The sequence below is a fragment of the Winogradskyella jejuensis genome (assembly GCF_900129745.1).
Lineage (GTDB): Bacteria > Bacteroidota > Bacteroidia > Flavobacteriales > Flavobacteriaceae > Winogradskyella > Winogradskyella jejuensis.
Genome location: NZ_FQWS01000002.1, coordinates 389,689 through 412,364 on the forward strand (window position 1 = coordinate 389,689; position 22,676 = coordinate 412,364).

Here is a 22,676-nt window from a genome sequence, read left to right on the forward strand (position 1 = left end):
AATATTAGCTATAAAAAAAGCCGCACTTAGCGGCTTTAAATCAATAATTAGTATCCAGAATTACCAACGTATTAATGTTACTGTTTAATAACTTTTTTAGTGATTATTCTATTATTAACGCTAATATTTAATAGATAAACTCCTGAAGCCAAAGACGCCATGTTAATTATATTTTTATTAGTTTTTAAAACTTCTCTACCATGAAAATCGTAGAGTGTAATAGTATCGAGCTGTAAGGATGATGAAATGTGTAAAGCATTAGATGTAGGATTTGGAAATACTGAGACTTCATTCTCTAAAGTAAATTCATTAGAACCTAAAGTATTATTAGCTCTAAATTTTATCCAGTTTAAATTAAAAGCACTAGCTATAACATCGATTCTAATAATATGTTGGCCTGCTTCTAGTTCAAATTCATTAGAAGTAAATGTATCATACGTATCAAAGCTATTAGTAGATGAATTGAACACAAATCCAGTAACTAGCGGCATAAATTCCGTATCACTAATTTTGTCACTTATGTTAATATTGGCGCAACATCCACCAAAAGGATTAGAAGCACGAATATCTATGACAAAATTTGTGGTTTCGCTTACATCAACAGCAAATTCTATAAAACCGTTGTCTGGGACATTTGTTAATACCAATCCACCACCTGGCTCATCAACTGGAGCTGCTTCTTCAGTGAAACCTCCGATATTTGAAGTGCCAACATTATCCTCTGCTTCTATAACCTCACTTTCTAGGTTGGGGATAGCAACATAGACTATAGGCTCTTCTATGACTTCTACGAACTTTATCCAATTTAGTTTGAATGCACTATTTGTTACATCAATTCTTATAATATGTTCTCCTGGTTGTAATTCAAACTCACTAGATGTAAAGGTGTCATATACATCAAAATCATTTGTTGATGGGTCAAAAGTCATTCCTGCTACCAGTGGTACAAATTCGGTATCACTGATTTTATCACTAATATTTATATTGGCACAACAAGCACCAAATGGATTGGAAGCACGTATTTCTAGTACAAAATTGGTTACATCGCTGACTTCAACCGCAAATTCTATAAAACCATTATCAGGAATATTTGCTAATACTAATCCGCCATCTGGCTCATCTTGAGGGGCTACTTCTTCATCAAATCCACCAATATCTGAAATAGCAACATAATCTTCTGCTTGGATTAAATCATCACCTAAATTAGGAATTGAGACGAATATAATACTCGGCGTAAAGGTAGTTGGTGTTAATATGAATGATTGATTATCTGTATTAGCTGCTGTATTTGTAACATTTACATTATCTGTATTTGCTTCAGAAACACCTAATTTCTCTGTACAATTTACCACATTGAACATAAGAGCACCATTAAATTCTGTTGCCTTCCATCTAAAATTGTCTAATGTTGCATTGGCAGATTCCGTAACAGCAATTTGTTCTGTAATGCACGCTCCAATAGGTACGCCTAGATAATTTGCATTATAATTTGGAGAGTTAATAGCGTATATATTATCTCCAAGATGAGTAAATTGCCACTTTGCAGTATTATCGTTTTCTGTTGGTACTTCTGTTTGAGTTGTAACGAAAGCACCACTTTGATTGACCGTTAAAAAGTTATCAGTTAATGATTTAATTGTGTAAAAACCATCTTGGATTAGCTGTGGCCCATCCTCGTCTTCGACTTTAACAAATCTTAATGATTCTAATACAGAAGTATAGTTAGACACATTTGCTCCACCACCAACAAATCTTAAACTAGTATCACCCTGTTCTAAAAAAATTGGGTTAGAGATGTAGGTTTGCGTTTCTGTAGAACTAGTAAATATTACACTTTCAAAAGTGTTATTACCGTTTTTAAAGATTTTAAATTCTCCAGAGTTTAATGATGTAGCAGCATTAAACTCTATTTGATATAAAGCAGATTCTACAGCACTAACCTGATATTCGACATAATCTCCTTGGTCAAATAAATTGGTTAATACTTTAATATTGTCTGGTGCTTGTTCTTCAACATTTATACCTGAAATTTGAGTGTATCTCGAAGGATTTACAGTTTCGTTTTCTGGTGTTGGAATAATTATGTGTTTAGGTTCATAATCTACTTTAACAAATTCAACCCAATTAAAGTTACAATTACCAGCTGTTACATCGAGACTTATTATATGATTGCCTTCAGGTAAGAAAAAAGGTGTACTTTCTGAGCTTTGGTATATTGTAAAATTGCCAGCATCATCTCCTTGATTTACTAAAAAATCTACTGTTGTAATTTCTTCGTTAAGCTCATTAAATACTCTGACTTTATTTGCTGTAGGTCCTGGGCCACTAAAATTCACTGAGGCTCTAAAATTCATGTAAAAGTCTTCACCAAGCGGATTAGTTACTGTAACATTATATTTTATAACATCACCAGGTTGCAAATTACCAAGTGCAGGATTTCCTGTATCACTCAAAGTTGCATTTGTTTCAATTGAGAATGCACCGTTTGAATCCGAAAAAATAGCTTCAGAATAGTCTTCAGCTTCAATCCTATTAGGTATTTCTGTGAAATTATTAATTGTTATCGGAAATTCTACTTCGAGGCTTCCATCTAGTGTTGTTGCCTTAATGATGACGTCTCCTGTTTCGTTAAAAGTTATAACTTCTCCATTTTGGTTAACTGTTGCAATTTCTTCCAAATTAGAGGTCCAAATGTAATTGGTGTCGTTTGGTAGTGCCGTAACAGATAATTCTTGTAGGCCTTTCAAAGGCATTATTGTTTGATATGGATTGGCTGTTAGACTTGTAGTTTCTTGAGGAAAGTTGCCAAAATTACCATTAGCATCAAGTTGAGCTACGCCAATTGTTAACCAGCCATCTAAGTCAGCATCTTGGGAGGCATTGTCAAATCTTAAAGGTTTTCCGGTTTCATAATTTCTAGTTTCTATTCCGCTTACTCCACTGGCAAATGTCAGGTCTGTGTTAAGTGGGTTAATTACGCGCATCAAGACTTTGTAATTGCCTTCAGGCAGAACTACATCTGAAATAAATTGACGATTATTAATAATATTTTGTCCAGGTAGAATTTTATCAAGATTCCAAGTACTTGTACTACCTAATGTAACTAATGTATTATTTGCATCTAAACATGCAAATTCTACATCCCAGTTGGCATACATAGGGGCAACTCCGGTATTTTTGATATTCATCTCAATAGCAGTATTACCATCGCTGGCTGATAGGTTATATTCATTTACATGAAATGTATATCCCATTTTTTTTACAGCAATTAAGGCATTATCCCAAAATACGGTATTATTGATATTTTGAAACTTATATTTGGCAAGGTCAAAAGCACTGTTACTTTCTGCTGCTCTGTGATTCCGACCTCTAAGTCCAACTTCTCCAGCTTTAAACATATAATTTTGGTAAACAAAAGATATATGCGTCCGTTCAATTATTTCTTGAACATTTTGTGGTCTTTCGTTAGTTAATGTCGGATCTCCTGTGTTAGTTAAGTTTACAAAAGGTCTTGACTCGCTTGCGCTAACTGGTATATTACCCCACACGTGCGGTTGTACAAAAGGATCCATTTCTCCACCAATAATTTGTCGTTTCCAATTATTATCTACATTATTTTCTTCCAAACCGGATAAAAAAGAAAAGGATCCATCATCAGCTACTGATGCACCAAAATATAGTCCGTCGCTAAAACCAAACTCATTAGAAGACGGTATAGTGCCATCGCGAGCTAAAATATATTTGTCAGGAAAATATTCGAGATATGCATCCGATATTCTTTTTTGATTTTCGAATGTCATTTCCCAATCTGTAATTTGATAGTTTCCTCCATCTGGATTTGGTATTTGGTCAATCCAAAATTTTCCTGATCCTAATTGTAATTCTCCAAAAATCCCATAAAATCCCCAACCAATGGCAAAAAGACGCTTGTCATTATTGTATCTTTCACCTAGTTGTTGAATCAGGGCTACTATAGTGTCCATAAGAAGTTGGTCGTTATAGTTAACAACTAATGAAGGATTCCCTTGTTCGTCTCCTGGAACTGCTTTAAAAACTCTATTTACTAAGTCGTTTTCGGTTAAAAAATCATCATCTCCGCCCAAATAATAAAGTCTATCAACAGCATCTAAGAAATCTGGTAAGTCGTTCTTTTTACCAGGATAAGTCATTGTACCATCTCCCAGCGTTGTCTGGTCTGCTGGGTTAATAAAGAGACCATCATCTATATTAATTTGAAGTATTGTAAAACGGCCTTTCTCTGCTTCAGCATTTAGTAAGCTGTCAATTTTTGTAAAGTTGAACTCATTACCATTGTATAAAGCACCAAACTGAAATACTTGTCCTTTAATACTTGAAGGGAATCCATTATCATCGCCAAAGTTTGAGGCAATTCCTTTTAATGGATTAAACTCTAGATTGGGTTGTCCTAAAGAAAGTTCTAACTGCGTCCAATTAGGAGTTTGTGCTTGAGATAATAATCCTGATACAATTAGAAATAGACTTAAAAAGTTTTTGCGAAGTGTTTTTATATTTCTCATAATAAGTTTTTTTCGAAAGTATTATAAGAGAATAAAAAATGCTTCACGCCTAGGGGTGATTTTATTTTTTTACAAATAAGAAGTAAATATTTGGGAAAGTTATGTTTTATTTTTATGCTGCCTTAGACCGTTTTACAGCATCATTTAAAAGTGCAATTTTTTTGTATTTGGTTTCTCTAATCTCAAAATAATCATACATACGTCTCAGAGAAGAACCTATACCGTCTACGCTTAAGTATACTTCTTTTGCAATTTCTTTATTTTGAATTACAGGGTCTTTAATAAGAACATTAAGAACTCTCCAATCCGTATCATTAAGTTTTCTTTCTATAGATTTTTCAATCCTTTCTCTATCGAGAAATTTCTGTTCTTCAGAAGAAGTAATTTTAAAATCTCTTGAAGACTTTAATTGTTCAAGCTCAAGCAATAATTCTTTTAATTTAGATTTGTTTTTTAAATTTTGAACCCTAAAATAGTGTGTTACCCCGCCAATTATTAATCCAGAAAAAAAGAGTATTAAAAATATATTTCGTAATTGTTTTACTCTAAGTTCAGATTGTATTTTATCATTTTTAAGTTGGGTTTCATAAAGTTGGATTTCAAAATCATTTTTAATAACCTCTCTAATCAAGGATAGTTTATTTTTTCTTTCATTTATACTTTCGTTGATGGTAACATATTTCTCGTAAACTTCAAGAGCTTTATTGGTGCTGCCTCCAGATTTGTAACAATCGTATAATAATTTGTAAAGATTTTTCTTGAAGGAATTACTCGAGTTTTCTGATAATTTATTTAATAATTTTTCAGCTTCTTTTTCGGCCAACTTGGGGTTTTCTTCAAATTCTATTTTTGCCAATAATAAGGTCTCTTCTTTTACATCTGCTTCATTATTTAATTTTTTTTTTGTGTCAATTGAATTATAAGCGTAAGATTTTGCTAACTCTAAATTATTGATCTCGTCATATAAAGATGCTAAGGAGTAATTTCCAGCGGCAATAAAATAGGTGTCTTTATTGTCTTTAGAAATTTGAAGAGCTTGATTAAAATTAGATAGCGCTTCAGGATATTTTTTTTTCTTTTGATTTATGTTTCCTAAATTCAGATATAAAACAGCTATTCTTCGGTTTGATTCTTCAAAAGATTTAAAAATACCTAACGATTCGCCATAATACTTTAATGCCAAATCATAATTTTCTATTATGTAGTATATGCCGGCAATGTTATTTAGCATTCTTGCCTGTCCAAGCTTATTTTCGCCTGCCTTATATGTTTCTAGGGCCTTAGTATATTGCTTTAAAGCTTCAGAATACCGTTCAAGTTTAGATAATGCTATTCCTTTATCCCCAATGACAAGGGCTTTTAAGTTATTGTTTTCAATTTTATTAACTAAATTCTCAGCTTCATTGAAATATTTTAAGGCTCCTTTGTAATCATTTAAAAGGCAAATGATATTAGCTTTTTTATTCAGGGCCACTACCATTTGATTCCTGTTATTATTTGTTTTAGCTAAGTTATAGTGATAGTTTGCTAAGTTAAGAGTTGAGTCGAGTTGAAAGTTGCTGTACTCTTTGTAATAAGCACCAATAGCCTTAAACCTTTTAGAATTATCTTCGTTGGTGTTAGTCCATACAATGCGCAAAGAATCCATCTCTTTTTGAGCATAGCTATTGCAACATACTAAGAGAAAAAATGCAATAAAAAACTTACTCATGTGGTATCTATCAGTGTAAAATTTCGCTTCTGTTACTATAGAAAATAAAATTACTCTATCATAAAAAGATAGCCTTTATTCAATAATTCCAGCACAACTCACTCTAGCGCCAGCCGCACCAGATGGCTGTGATGTAAAATCGTCTTGACCTTGGTGTACAATTATGGCTTTGCCTAAAATATCTTTGTTGTCGTCTCCGCATCCTATGCACCATTCATCAGTAGACATTTTTATAGCTCCTTTACCATCAGCACCAACTTCAAAATTACCAATATCTCCTTTGTGATAACCAGCTTCGTCACCCCATTTTCCATGTGGTTGTGCTGTAGGATTCCAATGGCCACCTGTAGATTTTCCATCGGCAGATGAGCAATCCGCAGTTTGGTGAATGTGAATAGCATGAGTGCCTTCAGTTAAGCCTGTCATTTCAGCTTTAAAGGCTACAGAACCATTTATTTCTTCAAAATACACGGTGCCTTCAACATTACTATCACTTTTTGGAGAAAGGCTAATCGTCATTTTTTTTGTGGTACTTTCTGGAGTTTTTATTTCTTCAACTTCAACCTCTTCAATAACCTCTTCGGTTTTCTTGTCATTTTTACAAGCAACAATAGTCATTAAAGCAAATAGAAATACGGTTTGTTTAAGATGTTTCATCATTAATGTTTTTGGTTTGTAGTAAAGTTAAGCAGATTGACTGGGCTATGCAAATACTAGTTTCCTTTTAACCAAAGCCTTGGGTCAAAAATTCCGCGTCTTAGGTTGTTTATAAATAGTAATGTTTTGTCAATTCTAGTCTGAGAAGATTTATATCTTCCTATGGCATAAATTATACTTCGTTTTTTACCTGGTGTAAGGCTTTCAAAAATTTCATAAGCTTCGTAATCGCTAAGCATAACGGCTTCAAACTCTTCACAGGGTTCTACACCATATTTAGATTGGTCTTCAGAAAGTATGATTTTAAAATAATCATTGGGAAAAATTTCGAGCTCTTTTTGTTTTGCCTTGCTAAAATATATTCTGAATATACCTGTTTTTTCTCTTTTCAGCGCAGCATAAAAGGCTATGTTTTTTTCTTCGAATATGGCCTTCGCTTTTACCCGTTTATGACCAGCATTATAGAATAATAATGCTACTTCTTGAGGAATAATAACGGATTGCTTATCGGCGAGTTGTGTTTCAAAAGTTTGGCTTGTAATCATAATCTAAATTAATTGGTTAAGCCTATTATGACAAATATCATGTTTTATCTGCATATGCCCCAGTAAATTTGAATGTTAAAACATAGGTATGTGCAAATCACTAGTTAATAAATATAACGTGGCAGGTCCAAGGTATACAAGTTATCCAACAGTACCTTATTGGAATATTGACACGTTTTCTCAGAAAAAATGGGAGTCTTCATTAAAGCAATCTTTTGATGAGAGTAATGCAGATGAAGGTCTAAGCATCTATATCCATTTACCATTCTGTGAGAGTCTATGTACTTTCTGTGGTTGCCATAAGCGCATAACCAAGCGTCATGATTTAGAGACACCATATATAAAAGCAGTATTAAAAGAATGGCGACTATATCTAAAACTATTTAAGGCCAGACCAAAAATTAAAGAACTACATTTAGGAGGTGGTACACCAACGTTCTTTTCTTCTGAAAATCTCAAATTTTTAATATCTGAATTATTAGCAACATCAGATTTAGCTAAAGATTACGAGTTCAGTTTTGAAGGACATCCAAACAATACTACAGAAGCTCATTTACTAACGCTTTACGATTTAGGTTTTAGACGTGTAAGTTTTGGTGTACAAGATTATAACTTAAAAGTTCAAAAAGCTATCAATCGTGTTCAACCTTTTGAAAATGTCAAAAAAGCTACAGACTTAGCAAGAGCTATAGGGTATAATTCTGTAGGTCACGATATAATTTTCGGGTTTCCGTTTCAGACTAAAGAGGATGTTATAGGAACCATTATGAAAACAGGTATGCTTAAACCAGATCGTATAGCATTTTACAGTTATGCGCATGTACCCTGGATTAAAGGAAATGGACAGCGCGGTTTTAAGGACGAAGATTTGCCAAAAGCAGAGGACAAGCGACAACAATATGATACGGGTAAAATTATGTTACAAAATATCGGTTATACAGAGATTGGTATGGATCATTTTGCTCTGCCAAACGATTCGCTTTATAAGTCTATGCAGACTAATAAACTGCATAGAAATTTTATGGGCTACACGGCTTCAAAAACACAAGCAATGATAGGTCTAGGCGTTTCTTCTATAGGAGATAGTTGGTATGGATTTGCCCAAAACGTAAAGTCTATTGAAGAGTATTACCACCTTTTAGGAGAAAATATTCTTCCAGTATATCGCGGGCATATACTTAATGACGAAGATTTAAAAATTAGAACACACATTCTCAATTTAATGTGTCATTTCGAAACCAATTGGGAAACAAAAGAAACGCAATTTGATGAACTTCCTGAAGTTCTCATAAAGCTTAAAGAACTAGAAAAAGATAGTTTAATCACTTTCACAGATAAAGGCTTAGTCGTAAACGAAAAAGGTAAGCCATTTATAAGAAACATATGTATGGCATTTGATTTGCTTTTACAGCGAAAACGTCCTGATAACCAGTTATTTTCAATGACCATATAGCACAGTATTTATTAACCTTTAAAACAATTGATTATGAAAAAAATACTAGTACCCATTGATTTTTCGGAGCACTCAGAGAATGCCCTAGAAACAGCTGCAGCCATAGCAAAAAAGCATGGTTCCGAGCTTTATGTGTTACACATGTTAGAATTATCTAATGCTATATACACTGCCAGTTCAGCAACTTTAAATGAAGAAGGTGTGTTTTATTACAAACTAGCTGAGAAGAAAATGAATACTTTTTTGGATAGAAATTTTCTTGAAGGGATAGAAATAACACCCGTTATAAAACACTTTAAAGTGTTTAAGGAAATAAATGAAATTATTGATGCCCATAATATAGATATGATTGTAATGGGTTCGCATGGTACAAGTGGAGTTAAAGATGTTATCATTGGGTCTAATGCAGAACGTGTTGTACGTTATTCAAATGTGCCAGTTTTAGTAGTTAAGCACAATCCTATTTTGGTTGAGTTTAATACAGGAATTTTTGCAACTGATTTTTCAGAAGACGCTATTGAAGCTTACTTAAGAGCAAAAAGCACATTTGAAAAGTTAGACTCTAAAATGCACATCTTATATGTAAACACACCAGATAATGGATTTAAGAGCTCTACAGAGATTGATGTTCTAGTAAGTAAATTTCTTAAAAGAGCAGATGGAGATTTAGAGACTTATCCAGATGTTACAGTAGTTTCAGATTATTCTGTAGAAAAGGGCATACTTAATTATGCAAATAATATTGGTGCTGATTTGGTGGCTGTTGCAACACATGGTAGACGAGGCCTAGCGCACTTCTTTGAAGGAAGTATTTCAGAAGATGTTGCTAATCATTCTACGTTGCCAGTAATGACATTTAAAATATAATGCTTGACTCTTTTTCAATGTTTGGTTAGTATTTTTTTGGATTCAAGCGCAATTACGCCAAGACCCTTAAAGGTCTTGGCGTTTTTGTGTAACTCATAGTATAAGAGGAAAATTGAAGAAGGGAAATTTTAGTGACAATTCATCTGTCCTGATGCCGTTTCTACAAAAGGCTCAGGTGAGATATAAGGAATTCCAAGTCCTAAACCTCTTAGAATAAATAAAGTACCTATTATAATTACAAATACTGGAATTGCTTTTTGTATACGTTGTTTTATAGAGTTATTTAGAAACTTACCAAAATAAATTGCTGAGGTCATTAAAGGAATAGTACCTAAACCAAAGAGAACCATGTATAAACTTCCAGAAGTTAAACTTCCCGTGGCTATAGATCCAAAAACAGCCATGTAAACCAAACCACATGGTAAAAAACCATTCAGGAAGCCTATAGTTAAAAATGTGTCCGAGGTTTTCTTTTTTAATGCAGCTCCTAAAGAAGATTTTACTTTAGATATAATACGATACATAGGTTTTGATAAATTATACTTTCCTATAGTTTTATAGGGGATTAGGACTAAAGCAATCATCAATACACCAATGCCAATAGATAATTGTTGCTGAAAACCAAAGATGTAAAGACTTTTGCCAACAATGCCAAAAACTAAACCTATTAGACTATAAGCCAATAATCGACCAAAATGATAAATGGCAATTTGGGTTATTTTTTTTAAAGAATTAGAACGGTCAACAGGTAGCATAAAAGCTATAGGGCCACACATACCTACGCAGTGTAAACTCCCTAAAAGCCCTAATGCAAATGCCGTAGCTATCATATTTAGTAATTAAATTCGTTTTTATACATAAATTCGTCAGTCTTGTAGGACCAATCTATAGTAATGTTCCAGCGACCATCTAATAAACGATTGTCAGGTATGAGCAAGTTGTGATTAGACAATGAGATAGGTATCTCAAAATCTAGTTGCTTATTAGATGGTCTATATAGGAACACTTTTCCTTTAATATCTTTTATACTTAAGTCTTGAGGGAAGTTTAAAACAATACCTTCTTCTGTTTTTTTCCAGCTAATGTTTTCTGATAGTTTTTTAGCATTTTCTACCTTATCAATATCCTCTTGATATTTGAGCTCTTGTTGGTAATAATCATCAGTTACTAAATCGTGATTATACTTATCATTAGTACTCATGTTTATAACAAAATACATGATAAAGGATATAAACCCAACAAATGCAATTACTATTGCTGTTCCCCAATTTATTTTCATCTTTTTTTGTTTAATTATAGCTTCTAGGTCCTAAAAAACCAATGCTTGTGGTTTCAATAAGTTTATTATGGCTATAAATATCAATGGTTAATTTATTTTTATCTCCAGACAAATCTGTTTTATTCAATTCGATGAATAATGTGCCTTCTGCGATATCTTGTGATTTTAAAACTAAATTATCTGAGTTGGAAACGAGTTTTACTTCGCCTTCCATATTTCTGATTTTAAAGCTGATGTTTTCAATATCTTCAGATGTTTTATTTACTAATTTATAAGTGTAAACGTTACTAATTATTGTTTCGCTTTTTTGTTCATAGAGTTGTCCTGGTAGTCTAAGTATATTGGCTTCAACATCATTCCGTAAGGCGAGCATCCCAATTAAAATACCAGTTAGGATAACTAGTACAGCTATGTAACCTTTCATACGAGCTGTGAGTTTAAACTTGGTTTTTTTCTCTATGTTTTCTTCGCTAGCATAACGGATGAGTCCTTTAGGAAGATTTATCTTTTCCATAATTGTATCGCACTCATCAATACAAGCTGTACAGTTAACACACTCTAATTGCGTGCCATTTCTAATGTCTATTCCGGTAGGGCAGACGTGTACACACTGAAAGCAATCTATACAATCTCCATGACCTAAAGCTTCTCGATCTTCATTTTTCCTGAAAGACTTTCTCCCATTTTCGCCTTCGCCTCTTTTATGGTCGTAGGCAACAACAATAGATTTTGTGTCTAAGAGTACACCTTGTAGTCGACCATAAGGACATGCAATAATGCAAACTTGTTCTCTAAACCATGCAAAAACAAAATAGAATACCCCAGTGAAAATTATTAGTGGTATAAGCGTGCCTAGATGCTTAAAAGGTCCTTCAACAATATATTTTATAAGTTTATCACCACTTATAAGGTAGGCCAAAAAAACGTTAGCAATTAAAAATGAAATCACTAAAAAGATAAACCACTTTAAAACACGCTTCCTGATTTTTTCTCCATCCCATTTTTGTTTTGCGAGTTTACGTTGTTTGTTTCTGTCTCCATCAATCCAAAACTCAATACGCCTAAAAACCATTTCCATAAAGATGGTTTGTGGACATAACCAACCACAGAAAATACGACCAAAACCTACTGTGAATAGTGTAATAAAAATGACTATGATAATCATTGATATAACAAACAAATGAAAATCTTGCGGCCAAAACGGAAAACCAAAAATATTGAAACGTCGTTCTAATACATTGAACATCAAAAATTGGTTACCATTTATTTTAATAAATGGCGAAGCAAATAGAAATGCTAATAAAACATAACTAACTAATTTGCGCTTTTCCCAAAATGGACCAGATGGTTTTTTGGGGAATATCCAGTTGCGTTTGCCATCTTCATTGATGGTGCCAATAGAATCTCTAAAGACTTCGTTTGCTGGAGTTTCCATTTTTTACGCTACTGGTTGATTTATTCATTTTAGTTTTCTGTAGCCTCTACAACTTCAATAACTTCAGTATCTTCAGTTTTAGGTGCTTCTTCCGTATTTGTATTTTCTTCAGGAGCAGACTCATCCACCCAGATTTCACCTTCGGCAGCTTTAGGTTCTGCTGGTGTAGTACCTTGAAATTGTAATACATAACTTGCTACCTGTGCCATTTCAGAAGGTTTTAAACCTTCTTTTTTCCATGATACCATGCCTTTACCAGAACGTCCACCTTCAGAAATGGTTTTGAAAACATTTTTAATACCACCACCGAGTATCCAATAGTCATCAGTTAAGTTTGGTCCGATACCACCCCCGCCATCAGCTTTATGACAAACCGCACATTTGGCAACAAAAATAGTTTCGCCAGCTTTTAAATCTGAAGCATCTGTTAATAGTTCTACCGTATTAAAATCGACCAAATCTTTTGCGTTTTTCTTGTATTCTTCAATGGCACGCTGTGCTTCTGCATATTCAATTTCATATTCTGCAAACTGGTCATCTGCGTTAAATACATGATAGCGTATCATATAAATCACTCCAAAAATTATGGTGATATAAAAACTATATACCCACCACGGAGGGAGATTATTGTCAAGCTCTTTTATACCATCGTAATTATGGTCAAGGATGATTTCGCCTTCTTCTTCAATAGGTTTTGAGCCTAGAAGTTTTTTGTAAGCGTCTTTTACCCACAGTACTAACTTAGAAGGTTCTGTTTGTTTTGCATCGTAACGTGCTTTTCCTTCTTCGTCTAAACTTTGGTAAAGCACATTCTCAATTGAGCCTACAATGCCTTCTATGGCAATAAGTATTAGCAGAACGAGTAATAGAAATACAATTACTACAGGGTTTTCCATAAACGCTGGTTGGTCTCCTGAGTCTACAAAATATTCGGTGAGTCCAGCTATAATAAAGAATATTAGAGGTACTCTTATGTATGATGGGATTAACTTTCTCATGATTCTGTGTCGTTTTGGTTGTCTAATGGTAAATTACTCACGGTGTTGATGTACTCTTTTTTGGCTGTAAATACCCAGTAAAATAGGGTTACAAAAAAGATGAAAAATATAAGTAAGGATATCAATGGGTATATTTCTATACCAGTGATACTTTCCATATGTCCTTTTACAAATTTTAGCATGGTTTTTAGTTTTGAGCGGTTTCTTCTAAGATTTCTTTCACTTTTATATCAGTGCCTAAGCGCTGTAAATAAGCTATAATGGCAACGATTTCGCGATTTTTCATTTCTACAAAATCAGCTCCTGAAGCTGCTTTATCTGCTTCGTAACTTTTTACAAAATCAGGGTCATCGTATAGATTTTTCTCTATTTGTGCACCTTGTTCTAGCATAGATTGTTGCGCATTTGCAATATCTTCATCAGTATAAGGCACACCGAGTGTTACCATAGCTTCCATTTTCTTTTCGGTCATGGATTTGTCAAGTTCGTCTCTAATCAACCATTGATATCTTGGCATAATAGATTTTTCGTTCATGGCTTGCGGATCATACATGTGACTTAAGTGCCAACTATCTGTATATTTTCCACCGACACGATGTAAATCAGGTCCAGTACGTTTACTTCCCCAAAGGAATGGATGGTCATACACATATTCCCCAGCTTTTGAGTATTCGCCATAACGCTCCACTTCACTTCTAAAAGGTCTTACCATTTGAGAGTGACAGCCTACACAACCTTCACGGATGTAGATGTCTCTACCTTCCAATTCTAATGGTGTGTATGGTTTTACACTACTGATTGTAGGAATATTAGATTCTACAACTAAGGTTGGAATAATCTGAACAATACCTCCAATTAAGATGGCTACTGTAGCATAGATAGTTAATAGAACAGGCTTGCGCTCTAACCATGTGTGCCAGCCTTCTCCAGCAACTCTTCGCTTAGACACGCGTTGTAATGCTGGTGCTTCAGCCAATTCATCCGTTACTTTTTCACCAGAACGTCTTACCGTTAGAATAACATTGTAAACTAAGATGAGCATACCTGCGATGTATAGTGTACCTCCAATAGCACGCATCCAGTACATTGGCATAATTTCGGTTACGGTTTCTAAGAAGTTACCATAAACGATTGTTCCGTCTGGTTGAAACTGTTTCCACATACTCGCTTGTGTAAATCCAGCAACGTACATTGGTAAAGCATATAAAATGATACCTAAAGTCCCTATCCAGAAGTGCATATTTGCCAGGCCAATAGAATAAAGTTTGGTTTTAAATAATCTTGGAATTAACCAGTAAATCATCCCAAAGGCCAAGAAACCATTCCAAGCTAAAGCACCGACGTGAACGTGGGCAATAATCCAATCTGTAAAGTGGGCAATTGCATTCACGTTTTTAAGCGAAAGCATAGGACCTTCAAAGGTGGCCATACCATAACCTGTGATGGCAACAACCATAAATTTTAGAACTGGGTCTGTACGTACTTTATCCCAAGCACCTCGTAAGGTTAAAAGACCATTAATCATACCACCCCAAGAAGGTGCAATAAGCATTACAGAGAAGGCTACGCCTAAGTGTTGTGCCCATTCTGGTAAAGCTGTATATAATAAATGGTGTGGTCCAGCCCAGATGTAAATGAATATTAAAGACCAAAAGTGAACTATGGAAAGTCTGTACGAATATACTGGTCTATTAGCGGCTTTAGGCACAAAGTAATACATCAAGCCCAAGAACGGTGTTGTTAAGAAAAATGCTACAGCATTGTGTCCGTACCACCATTGTACTAAAGCATCTTGTACACCTGCATAAACAGAGTAACTTTTTAAACCACTAACTGGCAATTCTAAACTATTAAAAATATGAAGTACTGCTACAGTAACAAACGTAGCTAGATAAAACCATATTGCTACATATAAATGGCGTTGACGACGTTTTAGTATAGTACCAATAAGATTAACACCAAAAGCGACCCAGATTAAAGCAATAGCAATATCGAAAGGCCACTCTAATTCCGCATATTCTTTCGATGTGGTATAACCTAATGGTAATGTAATGGCAGCACCCACGATAAGTAATTGCCATGCCCAAAAATTAAAATTACTTAGGAAGTCACTAAACATTCTTGCCTTAAGTAAACGTTGCGTGGAGTAGTAGACTCCGGCAAAAATAGCGTTACCTACAAATGCAAAAATAACGGCATTGGTATGCAATGGTCTTAAACGACCAAAGCTTAACCAGGATATGCCATCGGTCATGTTTGGGAATAAAAACATAAATGCCAGTATAAGCCCTACCAGCATTCCAACAACTCCCCAAAGTATAGTAGCATAGAGGAATTTTTTAACGACTTTGTTATCGTAATAAAATTGTTGAATTTCCATAGTTAGTGTAATTGATTTATTTAGTTGAATTATTTTTCTTTTTTAGCTTTTACTAATTCATCTTCAAAAAGCATACGTACAGACGGTGTGTAGCTATCATCATATTGCCCAGATTTTACAGCAAAAACAAAGACTGCAAAGAATACAATAGCAACAATAATGCTTACAGCAAGTAAAATGTATATAACGCTCATACCTATTTGAAGTTATGGTTCAAAAATACTGTTGAACCCTTTTTAAAAACATGACTTTTATCATATCTAATTAATTTTCTCATTTTAATCGTCGTCCTAAAAGATTAGTTGCAATCGTTGTGAAAACCACAATGCTAATTGAACTTAAAGGCATTAATATCGCTGCAATAACAGGCGCTAACTGGCCAGTTACGGCAAAATATAGGCCTATAACATTGTAGAAAAACGACAGTAAAAAACTCCATTTAATTATCGAAATAGCCGATTTTGAAGCCTTTATATAATTGTATAAATTTTTAAATTTTGAAGCATCTAAAATTGCATCGCAAGCAGGTGAGAAGACATTTACATCTTCAGAAATCACAATACCTACGTCACTCTGCGCAAGAGCACCAGCATCATTTAATCCGTCACCAATCATTAATACTTTTGCGCCTTCACTTTGGTGATATTTAATGTATTCTAACTTGTCTTCTGGCTTCTGATTAAAGATTAGCTTTGTTTTGGATGGAAGAAGTTTTTTTAGGTTTTCTCGCTCACCTTCATTATCGCCCGAAAGGATTGCCAAGTCAAATTGTTTTTTAAGCTGATTAAACAGTTTTGAAACGCCTTCTCTGTAACTGTTATAAAATATAAATTTTCCTTTATAAGTATTGTTACTGCTAATATGTACCGTTGTATTTAAAATGGTATCAGTATTTGTGTTTCCTACAAATTGGGCTGAGCCAATTTTTAGTTCTTTTGATTTGTATTTAGCCTCAATCCCTTTTCCTACGTGCTCTTCAAACGTATCTAAGCTTACAATATCATTTGCTTTTAATATGTCATAGAGTGTACGACTTAATGGGTGATTAGAACCGCGTAGCGAGCTTTTTAGAATGGATGTTTCACTATCTGAAAGTAATTCACCTTCATACTCCGCAGTGCTTGACTTGTTGGAGGTGATGGTTCCGGTTTTATCAAAAATAATAGTGTCAATTTGTGCTAATTGCTCTATAACGCTAGCGTTTTTTATATAGAATTTTAGGTTACCGAAAATGCGTAATAAATTTCCAAATGTAAAAGGCGCAGACAAGGCTATAGCACAAGGGCATGCAATAATTAATACTGCTGTAAAAACATTCATTGCTTTTGTTGCATCATAAAACAGCCAAAAAACTGTGGCGATAAAAGCAATACTCAAAATAACAATCGTAAAATGTTTACTTATAGAATTGGTAATATTTTTAAAGCTTTCTTCTTTGTTTTTGTTGAAAACATCATTACTCCATAATTGCGTTAAATAGCTTTGTTCAACAGATTTAAGCGCTTCAATTTCTATGACGCCAGAGGTTTGTTTACCACCAGCAAAGAGCTTGTCTCCAGAATGTTTAGTTACGGGTTGCGATTCTCCAGAAACAAAACTGTAATCTATTTTAGCACGTCCATTAATTAAAATTCCATCAACAGGAATAAGCTCTTCATTTCTTATAAGAAGTCGGTCTCCTTTTTCTATATCATATACCTGAACGCTAGTCTCTTCTCCATTTTTAATTTTTGTAATCGCAATTGGGAAATAAGATTTATAATCGCGTTCAAAGGATAAAAAATCATAAGTTTTTTGCTGAAAAAATTTCCCTACCAATAAGAAGAAAACGAGCCCAGCTAAACTATCAAAAAAACCAGAACCTAAATCTAAAGCGATATCTACTGTACTCCTAATGAATAGTACACTAATACCAAGAGCAATAGGTACATCGATGTTTAGAAGTTTTGATTTTAAGCCTTTGTAGGCTGAAATAAAGTAGTCTTGAGAAGAGTAAAAAACTACGGGTAATGATAGTGCAAACATTAACCATCTAAACAGATGTTTGTATTGTTCTAACCAAAATTCATTGACTTCAAAATACTCAGGAAAGGACAAAAACATAATGTTTCCAAAACCAAAACCAGCGACACCCAATTTGTATATCAATGACCGATTGATATGATTCTTTTTTGTACTAAAGTCATCTAAACTAATATAAGGCTCATAACCAATAGTGCTTAATAAGAGTACTACTGATTTAAGGTCTGTTTCTTCATTTTTGTAGGTGACTCTAACTGTTTTCTTGCCAAAATTCACCTGTGAGTCTGTAATACTTGGATTGAGTTTGTTGAGGTTTTCTAGTATCCAGATACAAGAACTACAATGTATATGTGGGATGTATAGCGTAGCGATTTCAATCGTGTCACTTCTAAACTCTGTGAGTTTTTCTACAATGTTCTCTTGAGAAAAGAAATCGTATTTGCCTTCAACTTCTTTTGGTATGGCGCCAGGTGCATTTTGTAAATCGTAATAACAGGTTAAATCGTTTTCATTAAAAATTTCGAAAACAGTTTTACAGCCATTACAGCAAAAATATTTTTTTTGATAACTTATAGGTGATTTCCCACAATCATCACCACAGTGATAACAGGTGTTAGTATCCATTCAACTTGCTTATTTATACCTGAGACAAAAGTCTGAATAGATTACTGTTAAAAATATGATAAAAATCATATTAATTATTATTTTTGAGTAATCACTTAATCAATAGGTATGGGTAAATGTGAGTCATGTATTGTTAAAGAATTTAATTCTTTAAAAGCTTTGACTAGAGACGAGTTAATGCGGGTTTCGGCTTGCAAAACAGGTAAAACTTTTAACAAAGGACGTGTTATTTTTGAAGAAGGTGATACTATTAACGGTGTCTACTGTGTGAAAGACGGGGTATGCAAACTCACAAAGCTTAGTGAAAACGGAAAAGACCAAGTGGTTAAACTCATAGTTAAAGGCGGACTTTTAGGTAAGCGTTCGTTAGTTACCAACGAGTCTTCTAGCTTAACAGCAACGGCACTTACCGAAATGGAGATGTGTTTTATACCAAAGGCTGAGATTCTGGCTGACCTTCAAAAAAATCCAAATTTTACGCTAGATGTTTTGCAAAAGATGACGGAAGACTTAAAAGAGTCCGAACATTCTATAGTAAATATGGCGCAAAAACCTGTTAAGAAAAGAATGGCTGAGGCTTTACTCTATATCCATGATGGTTTTGGTACGGATGAAGATGGTTATTTAACCATTGTTTTATCTCGAGAAGATTATGCAAGTATTGTGGGTACTGCTACGGAATCTGCGATTAGAATTTTGTCACAATTTAAAAAGGAAGGGTTGATTAGTACTTCTGGAAAGCGTATAAAAATAGAAGATGCTAACGCTCTTAAATGGGTTGAGTAAAGGTATTAAAAGTCATGAAATATAAAAGCCGATAACTGTACATTATCGGCTTTTTAAATTTAATATCAATATCTATTTAATCAATCCCAAAAGTTTTGGTTTCTTTGAATGGATTGGTCTGAAGCATTTTCATTTCTGCTTCATAGTTCTTCCATTGGTTATTGAAAAATGCATTGGTTTCACTTAGTAATTCTTTTACAGCATCTTTCGCATGTTTTAACAGTATTGTTTCGGTCGATGTTAACCCTGTTTGACTTCCGTAAATATATCCTGTAGCGGTACGTAAGCGTTGTAACGCAGTAACCTCAGGATTTCTTGTTATACCTTGACGCTTATCTTCTTTACCAAAGAATTTATCGAGAAGATTATCTATAGACTTTACAACAGAATCGGAAGCTTCTATCTGAGCTTTATAGGCTTCTTTGTCTAGCTTTTTTAATTCCGACTGGTATTTTGAAGCAATATCTTTACTTTCAACCAGTTGTTTTGAAGCATCAGCAAGCGTTTGCGATATATTTTCTAACTCTTTCGCAGCAGAATAGACCTCGTCGATGTTTTTCTGAGATACATTTAGCCTTGGGTCAGATTCTACAGCAATCGTAGTCTCAGAAGTTTGGTCACCATAATGTAACACCGCTTTGTAAGTTCCTGGTTTTACGGAAACACCGCTTGGTTCTCTTGTCGATTTTCTGATACGTCTAGATGGTCTGTCTACGCCAGCTTCGTCCATGTACCACGTCCAATGTTGTAACCCGTTTTCTTTTGGTGCTTTTTGTTTTAAAGTTCTTATTAATCGTGTACCATCGTAAATTTTTAATTGAAGCGAATCCCACTTAACGACATTTTTGTCGTCACCCTGAACTTGTTTCAGGGTCTCATCACTTTTTTCTTTTTTCTCTTTCTTTGGCAATTCCTTTTTATTAAACATATAAGCAAATCGTGCTCCGCCAGGTCTATTTTCGCCATGATACATGGCATCTGCACCAAAACGACTTCCTGTTGGTTGTTGGTAAGCTGCTTGATATGCCGTTGGCGGATTAAATAATTTAATATTTGAAGATAATGTCGATGAATTTTTCGCTATTTCTCTTAACGGTCTAATATCATCTAAAACCCAAGCGGCGCGACCAAAAGTACCAATCACTAAATCGTGCTCACGTGGATGGATTACTAAATCTTTTACAGAAGTTGTAGGGAAACCGTTTGTCCATTTGGTCCATTTTGCGCCTGCGTTTATGGATACATACAAACCATCATCTGTGCCTAGGAACATTAAGTTTGGTTCTTCTAAATCTTCAACAATGGCTAGTGTGTAACTTTGCACATTATTTTCATCTACAATACGCTCCCAAGTTTTACCATAATTTTTAGTTCTATAGGCATAAGGTGTGTAATTAAAACGTCTATAATCGTTGGCGATTATCAGTGCTTCGCCTTTATTTTTATTAGACGCTTTTATTTGCGCAACCCAACTTCCTTTTGGTAAACCTTTAATGTTATTAGTAACTTCGTTCCAAGTTTCTCCACCATTTGTGGTGTAGTGTACACGCCCATCGTCTGTTCCTGCCCAAATCATATCTTTCTCTACTGGTGATGGCTCAATCACTAAAATAGTACAGTGATTTTCTGCACCAGTTGCATCCATGGTTAATCCACCACTTTCGGATTGCTTTTGTTTTTCTGGGTCGTTAGTCGATAAATCTGGAGAAATGACGGTCCAAGTTTCGCCTTTATCTGTCGATTTGTGCACAAACTGACTTCCGAAGTAAATGGTGCTATTGTCAAAAGGGTCGATATTTATGGCTGAATTCCAGTTGAATCTTAAACGCACATCAGCATCGGGATGTGTTGGTCGAACACCATAATTATTTCCTGTTTTCCAATCGTAACGACTTACAAAACCTTGCTGACTCATTGACCATCCGTAACGGCTATCGTCTCTGTCTGGTACTACATCAAAACCATCGCCAAAACTAATTTCTTGCCAGTAGCTATTTCTAATGCCTTGTGCGCGCCAGACATAAGCTGGACCTCGCCACGAACCGTTATCTTGCATTCCGCCGTAAACATTGTAAGGATATTCGTTATCTACATTAATATGATAGAATTGAGCTACAGGTAAATTGCCAATAAAACGCCAAGATTTTCCGCCATCTTTGGTAATATTCATTCCACCATCGTTACCGTCAATCATAAAACTTCCGTCTTCTGGATGAATCCACCACGCATGGTGGTCTGGATGTACACCATTGCTTACGCCATAAGCTGGCATCAATTGATTGAAGTTTTTTCCACCATCTTCAGAAACATTCACATAAGTAAACACAGAATAAACGCGGTTTTCATTTTGTGGGTCCACATAGATTTCAGAATAATAGAATGGTCGGTTACCGATATCACTTTTATTGTTAATCATTTTCCAGCTAAAGCCACCATCTTCACTTTTGTATAGCGCATTCTTTTTTGCTTCAACTAAGGCATAAACGATGTTAGGTTTGTTAGGTGCAATGGCGATACCAATACGACCTAAATCTCCTTTTGGTAATCCATCTTCATCGGTTAATTTTTTCCAAGTTTTTCCGCCATCATGCGTCATATGCAATCCTGAGCCTTTTCCACCAGAATTAAAAAACCATGGGTCACGCTTATGCTCCCACATAGCCACAAATAATTTATTTGGGTTAGTTGGGTCCATCACCATATCGGCAACACCAGTTTTGTTATTGGCAAAAAGGATTTTATTCCACGTTTTTCCGCCATCAGTCGTTTTAAAAACACCGCGCTCTGGATGCTCGCCCCAAGGCGAACCAATAGCGCCAACATAGACTACATCAGGATTTGTTGGGTCTACAATTATTCTGTGGATATGACGGGTTTTTTCTAATCCCATAGACATCCATGTTTTTCCACCATCGAGGGATTTGTAAACACCGTAACCGCCATTAAGTGAGTTACGCGGATTACCTTCTCCTGTACCAACCCAAATGACACTTGGGTTAGATTGCTGAATTTCTACTGCTCCGATTGAAGCTGTTAATTCTTTATCGAAAATAGGTTCCCATTTTATGCCGCCAGAAGTCGATTTCCATAGACCACCAGAAGCTGTACCGACGTACATAACATCGGGGTTGCTGTTTACAACATCAATGGCTGTTACACGACCAGACATGCCGCCAGGTCCAATATTTCTTGGTTTCATGTTCTTTACCATGTCCATAGAAAAATCTTGTGCAGAAAGGAGTGTCATGCAAAACAGCATAACAACAGAGAAAAATTGTTTCATTTTATTTAGGTTAGTTTGCGTAAAGCCTAAAATTAATGAAAACTATCGAAGGATTTCCAAAAGAGATGTTAATGCTTTCGTTAGGAGTTGAAAAAGCG

Annotated in this window: 16 protein-coding genes; 3 read left to right on the forward strand and 13 right to left on the reverse strand. The window is 34.8% G+C overall.

What is annotated here, in order from left to right; all coding sequences use genetic code 11:
- Positions 1–77: 77 nt before the first annotated feature.
- The 4 genes from BUB95_RS09585 to BUB95_RS09600 form a co-directional block, all read right to left on the reverse strand.
- Entirely contained in the window at positions 78–4,538 is a 4,461-nt protein-coding gene (locus BUB95_RS09585) for a carbohydrate-binding protein (RefSeq protein ID WP_073085896.1), read from the reverse strand.
- 112 nt (positions 4,539–4,650) lie between these two features.
- The gene (locus BUB95_RS09590; protein ID WP_073085898.1) at positions 4,651–6,249 is read right to left on the reverse strand and encodes a tetratricopeptide repeat protein; all 1,599 of its coding nucleotides are present in this window, start codon (positions 6,247–6,249) and stop codon (positions 4,651–4,653) included.
- A 75-nt stretch (positions 6,250–6,324) separates the two neighbouring features.
- Positions 6,325–6,909 (reverse strand): superoxide dismutase family protein, encoded by a 585-nt coding sequence (locus BUB95_RS09595; RefSeq protein WP_449488977.1) that lies wholly within the window; start codon positions 6,907–6,909, stop codon positions 6,325–6,327.
- A 53-nt stretch (positions 6,910–6,962) separates the two neighbouring features.
- Positions 6,963–7,451 (reverse strand): YdeI/OmpD-associated family protein, encoded by a 489-nt coding sequence (locus BUB95_RS09600; protein ID WP_073085902.1) that lies wholly within the window; start codon positions 7,449–7,451, stop codon positions 6,963–6,965.
- An 88-nt stretch (positions 7,452–7,539) separates the two neighbouring features.
- Here BUB95_RS09600 and hemN point away from each other — a divergent pair, with 88 nt between their 5' ends.
- Together hemN and BUB95_RS09610 are read left to right on the forward strand one after the other, a co-directional pair.
- Positions 7,540–8,904 carry an oxygen-independent coproporphyrinogen III oxidase gene (gene hemN, locus BUB95_RS09605; RefSeq protein WP_073085904.1) on the forward strand — a complete coding sequence of 455 codons (1,365 nt, stop codon included), beginning with the start codon at positions 7,540–7,542 and terminating at the stop codon, positions 8,902–8,904.
- 33 nt (positions 8,905–8,937) lie between these two features.
- Entirely contained in the window at positions 8,938–9,771 is an 834-nt protein-coding gene (locus tag BUB95_RS09610; protein ID WP_073085906.1) for a universal stress protein, read from the forward strand.
- 128 nt (positions 9,772–9,899) lie between these two features.
- Here BUB95_RS09610 and BUB95_RS09615 read toward each other — a convergent pair whose 3' ends face one another.
- The 8 genes from BUB95_RS09615 to BUB95_RS09650 all read right to left on the reverse strand — a co-directional run bounded on the left by BUB95_RS09615 (position 9,900) and on the right by BUB95_RS09650 (position 18,509).
- On the reverse strand, positions 9,900–10,601 hold the full coding sequence (locus tag BUB95_RS09615; protein ID WP_073085908.1) for a sulfite exporter TauE/SafE family protein: 702 nt from the start codon (positions 10,599–10,601) through the stop codon (positions 9,900–9,902).
- A 2-nt stretch (positions 10,602–10,603) separates the two neighbouring features.
- On the reverse strand, positions 10,604–11,050 hold the full coding sequence (locus BUB95_RS09620; RefSeq protein ID WP_073085910.1) for a FixH family protein: 447 nt from the start codon (positions 11,048–11,050) through the stop codon (positions 10,604–10,606).
- 10 nt (positions 11,051–11,060) lie between these two features.
- The gene (gene ccoG / locus BUB95_RS09625) at positions 11,061–12,485 is read right to left on the reverse strand and encodes a cytochrome c oxidase accessory protein CcoG (protein ID WP_073085912.1); all 1,425 of its coding nucleotides are present in this window, start codon (positions 12,483–12,485) and stop codon (positions 11,061–11,063) included.
- A gap of 29 nt (positions 12,486–12,514) precedes the next feature.
- Positions 12,515–13,483 carry a cbb3-type cytochrome c oxidase N-terminal domain-containing protein gene (locus tag BUB95_RS09630; RefSeq protein WP_073085914.1) on the reverse strand — a complete coding sequence of 323 codons (969 nt, stop codon included), beginning with the start codon at positions 13,481–13,483 and terminating at the stop codon, positions 12,515–12,517.
- Positions 13,480–13,665 carry a cytochrome C oxidase subunit IV gene (locus BUB95_RS09635; RefSeq protein WP_073085916.1) on the reverse strand — a complete coding sequence of 62 codons (186 nt, stop codon included), beginning with the start codon at positions 13,663–13,665 and terminating at the stop codon, positions 13,480–13,482. The genes BUB95_RS09630 and BUB95_RS09635 overlap by 4 nt, the downstream gene beginning before the upstream one ends.
- Before the next feature lie 5 nt (positions 13,666–13,670).
- The gene (gene ccoN, locus BUB95_RS09640) at positions 13,671–15,863 is read right to left on the reverse strand and encodes a cytochrome-c oxidase, cbb3-type subunit I (RefSeq protein ID WP_073085918.1); all 2,193 of its coding nucleotides are present in this window, start codon (positions 15,861–15,863) and stop codon (positions 13,671–13,673) included.
- Between the two features lie 29 nt (positions 15,864–15,892).
- The gene (gene ccoS, locus BUB95_RS09645) at positions 15,893–16,057 is read right to left on the reverse strand and encodes a cbb3-type cytochrome oxidase assembly protein CcoS (RefSeq protein WP_073085920.1); all 165 of its coding nucleotides are present in this window, start codon (positions 16,055–16,057) and stop codon (positions 15,893–15,895) included.
- A gap of 79 nt (positions 16,058–16,136) precedes the next feature.
- Positions 16,137–18,509 carry a heavy metal translocating P-type ATPase gene (locus BUB95_RS09650; RefSeq protein ID WP_073085922.1) on the reverse strand — a complete coding sequence of 791 codons (2,373 nt, stop codon included), beginning with the start codon at positions 18,507–18,509 and terminating at the stop codon, positions 16,137–16,139.
- A gap of 108 nt (positions 18,510–18,617) precedes the next feature.
- On the opposite strand from BUB95_RS09650, the gene BUB95_RS09655 reads away from it, so the two are divergent.
- Complete coding sequence (locus BUB95_RS09655) at positions 18,618–19,295, forward strand: Crp/Fnr family transcriptional regulator (protein ID WP_073085924.1); 678 nt, start codon at positions 18,618–18,620, stop codon at positions 19,293–19,295.
- A 76-nt stretch (positions 19,296–19,371) separates the two neighbouring features.
- Here BUB95_RS09655 and BUB95_RS09660 read toward each other — a convergent pair whose 3' ends face one another.
- A complete protein-coding gene (locus BUB95_RS09660; protein WP_073085926.1) occupies positions 19,372–22,578 on the reverse strand; it encodes a VPS10 domain-containing protein in 3,207 nt (1,068 codons plus the stop codon).
- Positions 22,579–22,676: the final 98 nt, after the last annotated feature.